The 13,718-nt window shown below is 71.7% G+C and carries 15 protein-coding genes; 10 read left to right on the top strand and 5 right to left on the bottom strand.

Annotation, left to right across the window (positions count from 1 at the left end; all coding sequences use genetic code 11):
- The first annotated feature begins 82 nt into the window (after positions 1-82).
- From lepA to G447_RS0110160, 10 genes are all read left to right on the top strand, one after another.
- The gene (gene lepA, locus G447_RS0110115; protein WP_026430964.1) at positions 83-1,939 is read left to right on the top strand and encodes a translation elongation factor 4; all 1,857 of its coding nucleotides are present in this window, start codon (positions 83-85) and stop codon (positions 1,937-1,939) included.
- A 119-nt stretch (positions 1,940-2,058) separates the two neighbouring features.
- Entirely contained in the window at positions 2,059-2,802 is a 744-nt protein-coding gene (gene trmB / locus G447_RS0110120; RefSeq protein ID WP_051025715.1) for a tRNA (guanosine(46)-N7)-methyltransferase TrmB, read from the top strand.
- A 21-nt stretch (positions 2,803-2,823) separates the two neighbouring features.
- Entirely contained in the window at positions 2,824-4,116 is a 1,293-nt protein-coding gene (locus G447_RS0110125; RefSeq protein WP_026430966.1) for a coproporphyrinogen-III oxidase family protein, read from the top strand.
- A 237-nt stretch (positions 4,117-4,353) separates the two neighbouring features.
- On the top strand, positions 4,354-5,040 hold the full coding sequence (locus G447_RS0110130; protein WP_026430967.1) for a DNA alkylation repair protein: 687 nt from the start codon (positions 4,354-4,356) through the stop codon (positions 5,038-5,040).
- Between the two features lie 77 nt (positions 5,041-5,117).
- On the top strand, positions 5,118-5,768 hold the full coding sequence (locus G447_RS0110135) for a SatD family protein (RefSeq protein WP_005871004.1): 651 nt from the start codon (positions 5,118-5,120) through the stop codon (positions 5,766-5,768).
- Positions 5,761-6,576: a hypothetical protein gene (locus tag G447_RS11805; protein WP_051226320.1), complete on the top strand. Its 816-nt coding sequence runs from the start codon at positions 5,761-5,763 to the stop codon at positions 6,574-6,576. The genes G447_RS0110135 and G447_RS11805 overlap by 8 nt, the downstream gene beginning before the upstream one ends.
- Positions 6,577-6,700: 124 nt before the next feature.
- Positions 6,701-7,531 (top strand): DUF3097 family protein, encoded by an 831-nt coding sequence (locus tag G447_RS0110145; RefSeq protein WP_424133807.1) that lies wholly within the window; start codon positions 6,701-6,703, stop codon positions 7,529-7,531.
- A gap of 327 nt (positions 7,532-7,858) precedes the next feature.
- A complete protein-coding gene (hrcA, locus tag G447_RS0110150) occupies positions 7,859-8,893 on the top strand; it encodes a heat-inducible transcriptional repressor HrcA (RefSeq protein ID WP_026430968.1) in 1,035 nt (344 codons plus the stop codon).
- A gap of 49 nt (positions 8,894-8,942) precedes the next feature.
- A complete protein-coding gene (gene dnaJ, locus G447_RS0110155; RefSeq protein WP_026430969.1) occupies positions 8,943-10,073 on the top strand; it encodes a molecular chaperone DnaJ in 1,131 nt (376 codons plus the stop codon).
- Complete coding sequence (locus G447_RS0110160) at positions 10,070-10,861, top strand: 16S rRNA (uracil(1498)-N(3))-methyltransferase (protein ID WP_026430970.1); 792 nt, start codon at positions 10,070-10,072, stop codon at positions 10,859-10,861. Before dnaJ ends, G447_RS0110160 begins: the two co-directional genes overlap by 4 nt.
- Before the next feature lie 21 nt (positions 10,862-10,882).
- Here G447_RS0110160 and G447_RS0110165 read toward each other — a convergent pair whose 3' ends face one another.
- From G447_RS0110165 to G447_RS12710, 5 genes are read right to left on the bottom strand one after another with little or no spacing between them, the layout of a single operon-like run.
- Positions 10,883-11,653: a hypothetical protein gene (locus G447_RS0110165; RefSeq protein ID WP_026430971.1), complete on the bottom strand. Its 771-nt coding sequence runs from the start codon at positions 11,651-11,653 to the stop codon at positions 10,883-10,885.
- Positions 11,653-12,192 (bottom strand): hypothetical protein, encoded by a 540-nt coding sequence (locus G447_RS0110170; protein WP_026430972.1) that lies wholly within the window; start codon positions 12,190-12,192, stop codon positions 11,653-11,655. Before G447_RS0110170 ends, G447_RS0110165 begins: the two co-directional genes overlap by 1 nt.
- Positions 12,193-12,207: 15 nt before the next feature.
- Positions 12,208-12,486, bottom strand: coding sequence for a hypothetical protein (locus G447_RS0110175; RefSeq protein ID WP_026430973.1), 279 nt, complete (start codon positions 12,484-12,486; stop codon positions 12,208-12,210).
- Positions 12,476-12,904, bottom strand: a complete 429-nt coding sequence (locus G447_RS0110180; protein WP_026430974.1) for a hypothetical protein — start codon at positions 12,902-12,904, stop codon at positions 12,476-12,478. The genes G447_RS0110175 and G447_RS0110180 overlap by 11 nt, the downstream gene beginning before the upstream one ends.
- Entirely contained in the window at positions 12,891-13,649 is a 759-nt protein-coding gene (locus G447_RS12710) for a hypothetical protein (protein ID WP_243442363.1), read from the bottom strand. The genes G447_RS0110180 and G447_RS12710 overlap by 14 nt, the downstream gene beginning before the upstream one ends.
- Between the last annotated feature and the right edge of the window lie 69 nt (positions 13,650-13,718).

Below are 13,718 nucleotides of genomic sequence, written 5' to 3' on the forward strand. Positions count from 1 at the left end.
TGTGCGCGACCCGGCAGTCCTCCGATTAGCGGATCCGGGGGGCAGATGCGACCATGAGGAGGAGATTCTGACGGAGGTACACGTGCCCATCCCCACGCCCGCCCTCGAGGCCCTCATCCGCCCCGCCCGCACCGATGCCAGCCGCATCCGCAACTTCTGCATCATCGCGCACATCGACCACGGGAAGTCGACCCTGGCCGACCGCATGCTGCAGCTCACCGGGGTCGTCGCCCAACGCGAGATGCGCGACCAGTACCTGGACCGGATGGACATCGAGCGCGAACGGGGCATCACCATCAAGTCCCAGGCTGTGCGCATGCCGTGGGCGGTGGACGACCAGCCCTACGCGCTCAACATGATCGACACGCCCGGCCACGTGGACTTCACCTACGAGGTGTCTCGCTCCCTGGCGGCGTGCGAGGGCGCCGTCCTGCTCATCGACGCGGCCCAGGGCATCGAGGCCCAGACCCTGGCGAACCTCTACCTGGCCCTGGAGAACGACCTCGCCATCATCCCCGTCCTCAACAAGATCGACCTGCCCGGCGCCCAGCCCGAGAAGTACGCCCACGAGGTCGCCCAACTCATCGGCGTCGACCAGGACGAGGTGCTGCTGGTGTCGGGCAAGACCGGTGAGGGCGTGGAAGCACTGCTCGACCGCATCGTCGAGGTCGTCCCCGCCCCCGTGGGCGACCCCGATGCACCGACGCGGGCCATGATCTTCGACTCCGTGTACGACACGTACAGGGGCGTCGTCACCTACGTGCGCGTCGTCGACGGCTCCCTGGGGACCCGCCAGCGCGTGCGCATGATGTCGACGGGCGCCACCCACGAACTGCTGGAGATCGGCGTCATCTCGCCCGAGCCCACGCCCTGCGAAGGCATCGGCGCGGGCGAGGTCGGCTACCTCATCACCGGCGTGAAGGACGTGCGCCAGTCCCGGGTGGGGGACACCGTCACCTCGGCCGTCAAAGGCGCCCAGCAGGCGCTCGACGGCTACCGCGACCCCAACCCCATGGTGTTCTCCGGCATCTACCCGGTGGACGGTTCGGACTTCCCGGACCTGCGCGACGCCCTGGAGCGCCTCCAGCTCAACGACGCCGCCCTCACCTTCGAACCGGAGTCCTCCGCCGCCCTCGGATTCGGGTTCCGCTGCGGCTTCCTGGGCTTGCTGCACCTGGAGATCATTCGCGAGCGCCTCGAGCGCGAGTTCGGCCTCGACCTGATCGCCACGGCCCCCAACGTCGTCTACACGGTGGTCGCCGAGGACGGCACCGAGGTCTGTGTCGACAACCCCTCGGAGTTCCCCGAGGGCAAGATCTCCGAGGTCCACGAGCCGGTCGTCACCGCGACCATCCTGACACCCACGGAGTTCACCGGCACCGTCATGGAACTGTGCCAGGACCGCCGCGGCACCATGAAGGGCATGGACTACCTGAGCGAGGAGCGCGTCGAACTGCACTACCGCCTCCCCCTGGCCGAGATCGTCTTCGACTTCTTCGACCAGCTCAAGTCCCGCACCCGGGGCTACGCGTCCCTGGACTACCAGGAGTCGGGATCGCAGGTGGCCGACCTGGTCAAGGTCGATATCCTGCTCAACGGCGACCGCGTGGACGCCTTCAGCGCCATCGTCCACCGTGACGGCGCTTACGCCTACGGGCAGCGCATGACGAAGCGCCTCAAAGAACTCATCCCCCGCCAGCAGTTCGAGATCCCCGTCCAGGCGGCCGTGGGGGCCCGGGTCATCGCCCGCGAGACCATCAAGGCGCTGCGCAAGGACATGCTGGCCAAGTGCTACGGCGGCGACATCACGCGTAAGCGCAAGCTGCTGGAGAAGCAGAAGGAGGGCAAGAAGCGCATGAAGTCCATCGGCCGCGTCGACGTCCCCCAGGAAGCGTTCATCGCCGCCCTCACCTCCGACGTGCCCACGGGGAAGAAGTGAGCGCCGGGGCCCCGCACTCCCGCGCCTCCGGGGCCGTCGGGCCGGTCCCCGGCGTCCCGCGTGCCCCTGCCCCCGGGGCCTCCCCGCGCCGCCGCCCCGGCCAGGAGGGCGGGGTCTTCATGGCGCGCACCAAGTCCTTCACGAGGCGGTCGCGGGAACTCCCCCCGAACCTGCGGCGCACGTGGGAGGCTGTGGCCCCCCGCTACGTCATCGAGCCCAGGCGCGGCGTGGGCCGCACGACGGTCGCGGAGGACTTCGCCCTGGACCCCGTGGAGGTCTTCGGGCGCCGCGCGCCCCTGACCATCGAGATCGGATCGGGCACAGGCGAGCAACTGGTCGCCGCGGCCGCCGCCCACCCCGACCGGGACTACCTCGCCCTGGAGGTGTGGGTCCCCGGCATCGCGAAACTGCTGTCGAAGGCCGCGGGCGCGGGCGTCGAGAACATCCGGGTCCTGGAGGCGGACGCCGCCCAGGCCCTGCCGCACCTGCTGGGCGAGGCCACCGCGCGCGAAGTGTGGACCTTCTTCCCGGACCCGTGGCGCAAGGCCCGCCACCGCAAGCGCCGCCTCGTGAGCGACGCCTTCGCCCTGGAGGTGGCGCGTCTGCTGGAGGACGGGGGCGCATGGCGCATGGCCACCGACTGGGACGACTACGCCTGGCAGATGCGCGATGTCGTCGAGGCGTGCCCTCTGCTGGAAAACCCCCACGCCGGCGAGCGCCCCGACCCGGCCGACCCCCGCCCGGACCGCGGCGGTTTCGCGCCCCGCTACGAGGGACGGATCATCACCCACTTCGAGACGCGCGGCCTGGACGCGGGCAGGAGGGCGCACGACATCGTGGGCGTGCGCGTCCCGCGCGCCTGAGGCCCGCGCGGAGGAGCACCCATGAGCCCCGCCCTGCCCGACGGCGCCCCATGGCCCGCAGACGGCGCGCTCGACCCCCGCCTCGTCGAGAAGGACGCCGGGCGCCCCCTCTCCCTCTACGTGCACGTCCCCTTCTGCCGGGTGCGCTGCGGGTACTGCGACTTCAACACCTACACCGCCCAATTCGGCGCGGGAGCCGACCTGGACACCTACGCCGGCTCCGTCCTGGCCGAGGCCGCCCTGGCCGCCCGCGTCCTCGACGACGCGGGGATCGGCCCCCGCCCCGCCTCCACGGTGTTCTTCGGGGGAGGCACCCCCACGATGCTGGCCCCGGACGAACTGGCCCGAGCCCTCGACGGCCTGCGCGAGCGCATCGGCATCGCCCCGGGCGCCGAGGTCACACTCGAGGCCAACCCCGACACCGTCAGCGCCCATGGGCTGGCCGGGCTCGCGGACGCGGGCTTCACGCGCGTCTCCTTCGGCATGCAGTCCGCCGTGCCCCGCGTCCTGGCGGCCCTCGACCGCACCCACGCCCCCGAGCGCGTCCCCGAGGCCGTGGCATGGGCCCGCGAGGCGGGGCTCGACGTGTCCGTGGACCTCATCTACGGGTGCCCGGGCGAGACCCTGGACGACTGGCGCGCCTCCCTGCTGGCCGCCACCCGGATGCGCCCCGACCACATCAGCGCCTACGCCCTGGTCGTCGAGGAGGGGACGCGGATGGGCGCCCAGGTGGCGCGCGGCGAACTACCCGCCCCCGACCCCGACGACGAGGCCACGAAGTACGAGGAGGCCGACGCGGTCCTGTCCGCGGCGGGCTACCGCTGGTACGAGATCTCCAACTTCGCCCTCGTCGGGCCCGACGAGGCGGGGGCCCTGGACCGGGGAGGCCTGGCGCCCACGGCGCTCGCCCGCGCCTCGCGCCACAACCTGGCGTACTGGCGGGACTGGGACTGGTGGGGGCTGGGCCCCGGCGCGCACTCGCACATCGGCGCCCTCAGGTGGTGGAACGTCAAGCACCCCGCGGCCTACGCCTCGCGCCTTGCCCGGGAGCTCTCGCCCGCCCACTCCGGCGAGGCCCTGGACGCGCCCACGCGGGACCTCGAACGGGTGATGCTGGCCGTGCGCACCGGCGAGGGCGTGGCGCTCGCGGACACCCCCGCGGGCTCCGGGGGCGCGCCCGGGCGGGAGCGCGTCGCGGGGCTCGTCGCCGACGGCCTCATCAACGCTGCTCGGGCCCGCGCCGGACGCGCCGTGCTCACCCTGCGGGGGCGGCTGCTCGCCGACCATGTGACCCGCGAGCTCATGGGGTACTGAGGGTGTGCCCGCACCTGGGGCGCGCTGCCGCCCGCAATAGGGCCGGACTCCGGACCGGCTCCCCTCCCGGTTACGCACACAAGGACCCTGATTTACGCAACACCCACCGCACACAAGGGCGGAATCAAGCCCTTGTGTGCGGTCCGGTGTTGTCTAATTCCCGCCCTTGTGTGCGACACAGGGAAGAGCGAGGGACGAGCCCTGTCGGATCCGCCCCGGGCGGCCTAGACTGGGGCCATGAGCGCCACCGATGATGTCCTGCGTTCCCTGGAGGGGGCCCGCACGGACAAGCTCGCCGCTTTCAACGCGCGGCTGACCCCGACCGTGGACGCCGAGCGCTTCCTGGGTGTGCCCATGGCGCAGATGCGGCGCGCGGCCCAGGCGCTGCGCCGCGCCGGCAGGAGCGACGAGTTCTTCCGCAGCGCCCCCCACGCCTACGTCGAACTCGATATCGTGCACATGCTCTGCCTCAACACCGAGGCCGACCCCGCGCAGTGGCAGCGGAAGATGGAGGAGTTCCTGCCCCTCGTCGACAACTGGATGGTCGCCGACAGCGTGAAGCCGGCGTGCATGGGCGCCCACCCCGGTGCCGTCGTCGCGGCCGCGCGCCGGTGGGCCGGGTCCGACCACGCGTACACCGTGCGCGTGGGCGTGTGCGTCCTGATGGGCGCGTTGCGCACCAGCGCCTACGCCGCCGACCACCTCGACTGGGTGGCGGACATCGACTGGGACGACTACTACGTGCAGATGGCGTGCGCCTGGTACTTCGCGACGGCCTTCGAAGCGCACCGCGAGGACGCCGTCCCCTACGTGGCGGAGCCCGGGCGCCTGCCCGACCCGGTGCGGCGGCGCGCCCTGAGGAAGATCCTCGAGAGCCGCAGGACCACGCCCGAGGAGAGGGCCTGGGTGCGCGCCCTGCCGTGAGGCGCCCGCCCGCGCTGGGCCCACCCGCTCCGCGATTCTGCTTGTAATCGGGTGGATACAAGTAATAGTGTGGACCCATGACCCCGCAATGCGCCCTCATCGCCGACATCGTCGGCTCGCGCGCCCTCAGCGACAGGCCGAGCGCCCAACGCGCCCTCGAGGCCACCCTCGCCCGCGCCGCGCAGGGCCTCGACCTCCTCCAAGAGCCCGGGGCCACCATCGGCGACGAGTTCCAGCTCGCCACGCGCACCCTCGCTGACGCCCTGGTCTACACGGCCCGCGTCCTCCTGCTGGTGCCCGACGGCCTTTCGCTGCGCTTCGGCATCGGCGAGGGCCAGATCCTGGTGCTCGACGCGCTGGGCGCCGACGAGCACGGCCACTACTTGCAGGACGGTTCCGCCTGGTGGGCCGCCCGGGCCGCCATCGACCGCGCCCACGCCCACCAGGATGGCGCCAGCCCCTTCCAGCGCACCTGGTACGCCTCGGACCCCGAGGGCGCGCCGGCGGACGCCGTCGTCAACGCCCTGCTCACCCTGCGCGACCACGCCGTCTGGCGCCTCAGCGCCCGCCAGCGCCGTATCGCCGGGGCACTGGCCATGGGGGAGTCCCAGGTCGCCATCGCCCGGGCCGAGAAGATCTCCCAACAGGCCGTCTCCGACTTCGCCCGGGGCGCCGGAGCGGGCGTGCTCCAATCGACGGCACTCATCCAGGAGGCCAACCATGTATGAGACCCTCATCCTGTCGATAGCGGCCGCCGAGGCGGCCGCCCTAGTGACCACCCGGAGGCTGTGGCGCGCCGCCGCGTTCGCCGTCCTCATCACCGCCGTCGTCGTGCACGCGGCGCTCGTCCTGGGCTTGTCCGCGCTCGCCTGCGCCCTGCCCGCCCTATTCGGCGCGGCCTGGTTCGTGTGGGCCGAGGCGGACGCCCGGGCCGCGGGGATCGTCGTGCGGTGGGCCGTCGCAGTCGCCGTCATAGCGGTCCTGACGCCCACGGAGGCGGGCATAATGCCCCTGTTCTCCGACGAATCCACCCTGTTCGCCCAGGATGCCGCCCGCCCCCTGGAGGCGTCCTTCGCGGCGGTGTTCCTGCTGACGGTGCCCGCGAACCGGCTGGTGGCCGCCGTCCTCCAGTGCGCGAGGGGCGGGGGCGGGGAGCCACTGCGCGCCCACCGTGGCGCCCAGCCCGGTGGAGTGTGCGGCACGGGACCCGCCGACGTGCTGGAAGCGGACGGGGGAGCCAGTGCGCCCGCGGCCCGCCGCGGCCTGTCAGGCGGGCGGTGGATCGGGCCGCTGGAGCGCCTGCTCATCGTGCTCATGGCGGCCTCGGGGCCCGAGGCCGCTATCGCCGCCATCATCGCAGCCAAGGGCGTGATCCGCTTCCCGGAGGTCTCCAAGGACGACACCGGCGAGAAGGCGGAGGAGTTCCTCATCGGTTCCCTCGTTTCGTGGGGCCTGGCCGTCGCGGCAGCCGTCTTCATCACCAGCATCGCGCAGGGCGCCTGGCCCGCCCCCGCGGAGCCCGTTTCAGGAATGTAGGGTGGGGGGCGTGGCTTTCACCCCCATCGATCCCTACGGCGCCGACGTCCTCGCCCACGACCCGCACCGCGACGCCCCCGGCGCACCCAACCCCAGGTCCCGGAAGGTCCACGTCGAGGTCGGCATGGTCCTGGAGGACGTGGGCAGCGGATGGGTGGGGGCGGTGACCCGCGTGGAGAAGTCCGGCGGCGTCCACCTGGTGGAACTGGAGGACCGCAGGGGCAGACGCCGTTCCTTCCCGCTCGGGGGCGGCTTCTGGCTGGAGGGGGAGCCGATCATCGCGCTCGCGCCCCTGCCTCCATCCGCCCACGGCCCGTCGCGGGCGGCCGGGGCCGCCGCGGAGGCGGGGTTCCGGGCTGGGCTGACCACCCCCGGGGGGCGGAGGGTGACGAACTCGGGGTCCATTGCCGCCCCAAAGTCCGCGCCCAGGGTCGCCAAGGCCTCGCGCATCTGGGTGGAGGGCAAGCACGACGCCGAACTGGTGCAGCACGTGTGGGGCGACGACCTGGCGGAGGCGGGGATCGTCGTGCAACTGCTCGACGGCGCCGACAACCTGGAGGAGGTTCTGGAGGAGTTCGGCCCCACCGACACCGCCCGCGCGGGGATCCTCCTGGACCACATGGTGGCCGGGTCGAAGGAGACCCGCATCGCGCGCGCCGTCCAGGAGCGGTGGGGGGAGTCGGTGCTGGTCCTCGGCCACCCCTTCGTCGACATCTGGCAGGCCGTCAAACCCGGGCGCGTCGGCCTGGAGGCGTGGCCCCAGATCCCCAGGGGCACCGACATCAAGCACGGGACTCTCGAGTACCTGGGGTGGCCGCACGCCACGCGGGCCGACATCGCAGCGGGGTGGCGCAGGATCCTGTCCACCGTGCGCAACTACCGCGACCTCGAGCCCGCGCTGCTTGGCCGCGTCGAGGAACTCATCGACTTCGTGACAGTCCCCTGGGCGCACTGACGCCCCACTGGTGCGCCGAGGCGGGAGCGGCCTTCCCGGCAACCTGGGCGTCGTGGCAGCCGGGGACCCCACTGGTGCGACGAGGCGGGAGTGGCTTTCCCGGACCCACTGACGCCCCACTGGGCGCGGCGGCCGATACGGTCTCCCCGACGTGTTGGGCGCCGCCCCGAGGGCGCGACGGGCGCGGGCGGCCACCGGGACGCCGGGGAGGGCGCCCGGCTTCGCTGTCGGCGCAGCGGCCCCTCTGGGCGTGCCCAGGAGTGGGGCGGGGAGTAGCATTGGCACTCAGGGACACGGAGTGCCAATACAGTGCGGGGAGGGAGCGCCATGAGCCGGAGCTCAGCGGACGACCGGCGCCTCGACGTGCTGCGCGCCATCGTCACGCAGTACGTGGCCACCCGCGAGCCCGTCGGCTCCAAGGCCATCGCCCAGTCCCACGACCTCGGCGTCTCCTCCGCCACGATCCGCAACGACATGGCGGTCCTGGAGGACGCGGGCCTCATCTACCAGCCGCACACGAGCGCCGGACGGGTTCCCACGGACAGGGGCTACCGGGTGTTCGTGGACCGCCTGGCCACCCTCAAGCCGATGACCGCCCCCGAGCGGCGGGCCGTGGAGAGTTTCCTGTCCGACAGCGCCGACATCGATGACGTGGTCGAGCGCACTGTTCGCCTGCTCGCCCAGTTCACCCGCCAGGTCGCCCTCGTCCAGTACCCGGCGACCTCGGTGCGCACCCTGCGCCACCTCGAGGTCGTCGACCTGGCGCCCTCCCGCCTGCTCGTGGTCGTCATCACCGGCGAGGGCGAGGTCGTGGAGCGCTCCCTGTCCCTGGCCGCCCCCGTCAGCGGGGACGACGTGGCCTCGGCGAGGCTGCTGCTGCGCGCCCACATGGGCGCCGCGACCTCGCGGGACGTCGATGCGGGGCGCGACGAGGCGGTGGCCGCCGCGCCCCCGGAGATCAGTGCGCTGGTCGGGGTGCTGGCCGACGTGGTCGCCGAGCTCCTGGCCCCCGAGGAGTCGGCGAGGATCGTCATATCCGGCGTGTCGAACCTGGCGCGCGGTGCCGTCGACTTCCACGACATCACGCCCATCCTGGACGCCCTGGAGGAGCAGATGGTCCTCATGCGCCTCTTCGCCCAGGCCGAGTCCGACGGCGGCGTCCACGTCACCATCGGCGCTGAGAACCCGCACGAGGGGCTGAGCGAGGCCTCGGTGGTGACGGGCACCTACCGCGCGGGGGAGACCGCCGGGGAGGGCGTCGCCCACCTCGGGATCGTGGGGCCCACCCGCATGGACTACGCGCGGACCATGTCGTCGGTGCGCGCCGTCGCAGCCTACCTCTCGCGCTTCTTGGCCACATGAGGCGCGCGGGGACTGAAGACCACCACATCAATAGGAAATGAGTGAGCCGGTGAGAGACTACTACGAGGTCCTGGGCGTTCAGCGCGACGCGAGCCCGGAGGAGATCAAGAAGGCGTACAGGAAACTGGCGCGCCAGCTGCACCCCGACTACGCCGGGCCCGACTCCGAGGAGGCATTCAAGGAGCTCTCCGTCGCCTACGAGACCCTTTCCGACCCGGACAAGCGCAAGATGTACGACGTCGGCGGGCCCGACGCCCTGCGCGGCGCAGGGGGCGGCGGCGCCGATTTCGGGTCCGCCTTCGCCGAGGCGTTCTCGTCGATGTTCGGCGGCGGGTTCTCCAGCGCCTTCGGCGGCGCCTCGACCCCGCAGTCGCGGGTGCGCGCGGGCCGGGACCGCCAGGTCCACGTCGATATCACGCTGGAGGAGGCGGCCTTCGGGGCGAAGAAGGAGGTCGAGTACTCCACCTACGCGGTCTGCGACGTGTGCGGGGGCTCCATGTGCGAGCCGGGCACGTCGCCCACCCAGTGCGGCTCCTGCCACGGATCCGGGTTCGTCACCCGTGTCCAGAACTCCATCCTGGGGCGCATGCAGATGCAGAGCCCGTGCCCCACCTGCCAGGGCTACGGCGATGTCATCTCCTCGCCGTGCCACAACTGCGCGGGCCAGGGGCGCGTGCCCACGCAAAGGACGATCACCGTGAACATCCCGGCGGGCGCCAGCGAGGGCATGCAGGTGCGCGTCTCGGGCGAGTCCGAGGTCGGGGTCGGCGGCGGCCCACGGGGCGACCTGTACCTGGCGATCCACGAGAAGAAGCACCCGGTGTTCGAACGGCGTGGCGACGACCTGCACACGTGGATCACCATCCCGATGACGACCGCCGCCCTGGGCACCGAGTTCGAACTGGCCACACTCGACGGGGTGAAGGGGGTCACCATCAAGGCGGGCACCCAGCCGGGCGACGACATCGTCCTGCAGGACCTGGGGGTCGGGCGACTGCAGCGCGCGGGCCGCGGCGCCCTGCACGTCCACGTCGATGTCGAGATCCCCAAGCGCCTCGACTCCAAGTCGCGGCGCCTGCTGGAGGAACTGGCCGACGCGCGCGGCGAGGTGCGGGTCGAGCCCCACCGCCAGCACACGTCGTTCTTCGACAAGCTGCGCGACACCTTCGGCGCCTCGTGACCCGGCCGGTTTTCCTCTCCGACGGCCTGTCCGCCGACCCCGCTGGACTGGAGGCGGGGGCACGGGCCCGCCTGGACGGCGACGAGGGCCGCCACGCCGCCCAGGTGCGCCGCATCGGGGCGGGGGAGTGGATCGACGTGGTCGACGGGCGCGGCAGGCGGTTGGTCTGCGAGGTCGTCGGCGCCTCGAAAACGGGGCTCGACCTGGTGGTCGCGCGCGCGGTCGACGAGGCGGGGCCCGCCGTGCGGACCGTCCTCGTCCAGGCGCTCGCCAAGGGCGGCCACGACGAGCAGGCCATCGACGTGTGCACGCAGATCGGCGTCAGCGCAGTCGTGCCGTGGGCGTCGGAGCGGGCGGTCGTGCGGTGGAGCGGCCCCAGGGCCCTCAAGGGGCGCGCGAAATGGCAGGGGGTGGCCAGGGCGGCCGCCAAGCAGGCGCGCCGCGCCTTCGTCCCCGAGGTCGGCGAGCCCATGGACACGCGCGGCCTGCTCGGATGGGTGGGCCGCCTCGTCGAGGCGGGCGGGGCGGTGCTGGTCTGCCACGAGGAGGCCTGTGAGGGGATCGGATCGGCGCTGGAAGGCCTGTGCGCGGACTCGCCCGGCGGTCGGTTGCCCGGGCGGGTGGCGGTGGTCGTCGGCCCCGAGGGCGGGATCAGCCCGGGGGAGTCGGAGGCCCTGGCTGGCGCCGGGGCGGTGCTGGTGGGCGTGGGGCCCACTGTGCTGCGCTCGTCGACGGCGGGGGCGGTGGCACTCGCCCTGGTCCTGGCGGCGGCGGGGCAGTACCGGTAGCGCCGGCGGGCCTGCCGCGCGTCATCCGACGGGGGCGAGCCACTGGCCCAGGCCCATCCAGACCAGTCTTCCCGTGATGGGGTCGAAGCGGGTGAAGGGCCGGCGCCCGTCCTGGTCGCGCACGATCTCGTAGAGGGTGTGCGGCGAGGCCAGGGTGAGGACGCTGTCGGTCTGCCGCCACTGCCCGTCCACCATCTCGTGGAGGAAGCCCACGGTGATCGCCCACGTGCCCTCGACCATCGCGCGGCTCAGGGTGGAGTGGCGGGTCCCCAGGATCCCCCCGCCGCGCTCGCGCGCGTACTCCATGCCGGTGCGCCGCAGGACGCGGGCGATCATGTGCGGCTTGCCCGCGTCGAGGTAGTCGAGGAACTCGATGGGGGCGCGCAGGGGGCCCAGGTCCTCGCGCTCCACCGGCCGGGCTTTGAGCGCCGTGTACGCGAGGAGGGCGATGGGCAGTTCACAGTGGTCGAGTCCGCACATGGTGTACTCGTTGGTGCCGTAGTCCACCATGGTCACGGCGCCGGGGGCGATGTATGCGTCGCACTGCCTGCCGTCGGTGGCGTTCATGGTCGCCATGTAGACGCGCCGCCGCGCCCCCGCCAGCCCCGCGGTGATCGAGTCGGCGGGCGGCGCCAGCCCGGCTGCGGTGAGGACACCGCACTTGCGCAGGGGCGCGGTCACCGCATCGTCGTGGGCGGCCCCGCCCGTCGCGTAGGCGGTGATGGCGAGGAGTTCTTTCTCGCCGCTCATGGAGAAGTACGGGTTGGGTGTTTCGGTGTGCAGTCTCAGCATCACAGGACCCTTGTGCTCTCGAACATGGGGTTGGTCTCGGCGGAGGAGTCGGCGAGCTGGTGCGTGGGGCAGATCGCGGTCACCGTGATGCCCTTTCCACCGCCGTCGGCGTCCTCGACGACCCACGTCCACTGCGTGAGTGTGAGGGAGATGGTGTCGAGGATGTACGTGCCCGTGGTGAGCAGCCCGGCCTGCTCGTCGGTGGCCCACGGCGTCATGTCGACGATCTGGTACCCGGGGATCGTCCGCAGCGACAGGCTGGTGACCTGGTGCTGCCATTGCTGGGCGCCGACGCCGGGGCCGAAGGGCTCGACCGCGGTGGTGAAGGTGTCGTGCCACTCCTCGGTGCCCTCGGCCCTGGCGAGGACGAGGTCCAGGCGGGGGTCGTCGAGCACGCCGGGCGGCAGTTGGTCGGCGAGTAGGCGCATCGGGGGCGTCAAGTCGGGGTCGTCGGGGCGGGGGAGCCGGATCCAGCGGTCGGAGGCGGTGACCGCGGTGGTCCGCCCGGTGTGCTCGATGGCGGGGCGGGTGTCGTCCATGCGTGCTTCCTGGGGTCAGTCGAGCTGTGGGAGGATGGCGGAGAGGGAGTCGGAGATCTGCTCTTCGACCGTGTCGTGGAGGTCGGCGGCGTGGGAGGCGTTCTCGGCCGCCTGTGCCGTCGCCTTCGCCACTTCGCCTACTGCGGCTTGGAGGAGGTCGATGACGGAGGAGTAGGCCCCGCCGAGCTGCCCGCCGCTGCCGTCCGCCACTGACACGGCGTTGAGCGAGTCGGAGCACCGCTGGCTCTCCCCGCCGATGCGGCGCACAAGAGCGGTGTCGATCTCAATATCCATAGGATTCCCTTTCTGCGCGGCGGCGCTCTCTTTCTGCGCGGTAGCGGCCGGGTTGGAACGGCCGGTGGTCCCGGGAGGGGGCCACGGTCTCGAGGTCGTCCTCCAGGCGCCGCACGATCCGCGAGTCGTCGCCGAAGGACTTGCGCGCCTCGTCGATGAGCAGGAAATTGGCGCGTTTGCGGGCCGCCTGGTACGTCTGGACGATGGCGGCCAGGACTGCCGGGGGCGCCAGGCGCGTCTCGATGCCCAGGAGCGCGCCCGAGGCGTCGACGGTGACGGCGACCGAGCGCGTGGGGTCGATGGCGGTCTGCCGTATCCGTTTGAGGCGCTGGGAGTACTGCGCGACTTCCTGCGCCTGGCTCTGCGCGTGGCGGACGTCGTCGCGCGCCTGCTGGAGGTAGTCGTCAAGCGTCCCCATTGGGGTCCTCCTGGGTTCCGGTGGGTGTGGTCGCCGCGCCGCCGTGGCCCCTGCGGGCGCGCGAGGCACGGGCGGGTCGGGCGCCGTGGCTGGTGAGGGGAGTGGTGCGGGGCAGTGCGGCGGTAGTGGCTGTGACATCGAAGGCATTGGCGGCGCTCGCGTCGGAGCCGGTGGTGGCGTCGGGGCCGTGGAGCGTAGACATGCCTGTTTCGGGCGCGCCCTGCAGGGGTGGGGGACCCTTTGCTGAGGGCGCGGCCTGGAGAGAGCAGGGATCCGCGGTGGGGGGCAGGCCGACTGTTTCCGGGATGTCGATGGGGACGTTTCCCAGTTGTGAGGTGTACACGCCGTTGTCGTCCAAGAACGGGTTGCGGTCCTCAATCTCCCCGCGCTCGGCGGCCTCCCGCCTGCGCTGCTCCTCACGCTTCGCCGCATGGTACTCCGGATACATCCACTCAGGCAGAGAGAACGGGATGATACCGATTAACGCGATGAACATGAAAAGCATGGAGAGGAGCACCAATACGGCGGTCCAATAGCTCCAGAACGGACTATGGCCATGGCGTGAGTTGAAGATGTTGGGATCGATCATGGGGCCGACTAATGCTAGGGCGCCAAACACAAAAAACAAACCGCCCGCAGGTTGAGATAGTGCAGTGAAGTTCTTCCCCCGGTTGGTGTCGAACGCGCGGCCAAACTCGCCAATAGGGTTGTCGGAAAACATTTCATAATACCAGAAATATATCATGGACGATCCGAGTGTAAAACCAGAGATGACTAGAAGCAAGTGTTTCATTGTTCTCCGTAGTTATTATGG

It is taken from the genome of Schaalia georgiae DSM 6843 (genome assembly GCF_000429245.1).
GTDB classification, from domain to species: domain Bacteria; phylum Actinomycetota; class Actinomycetes; order Actinomycetales; family Actinomycetaceae; genus Pauljensenia; species Pauljensenia georgiae.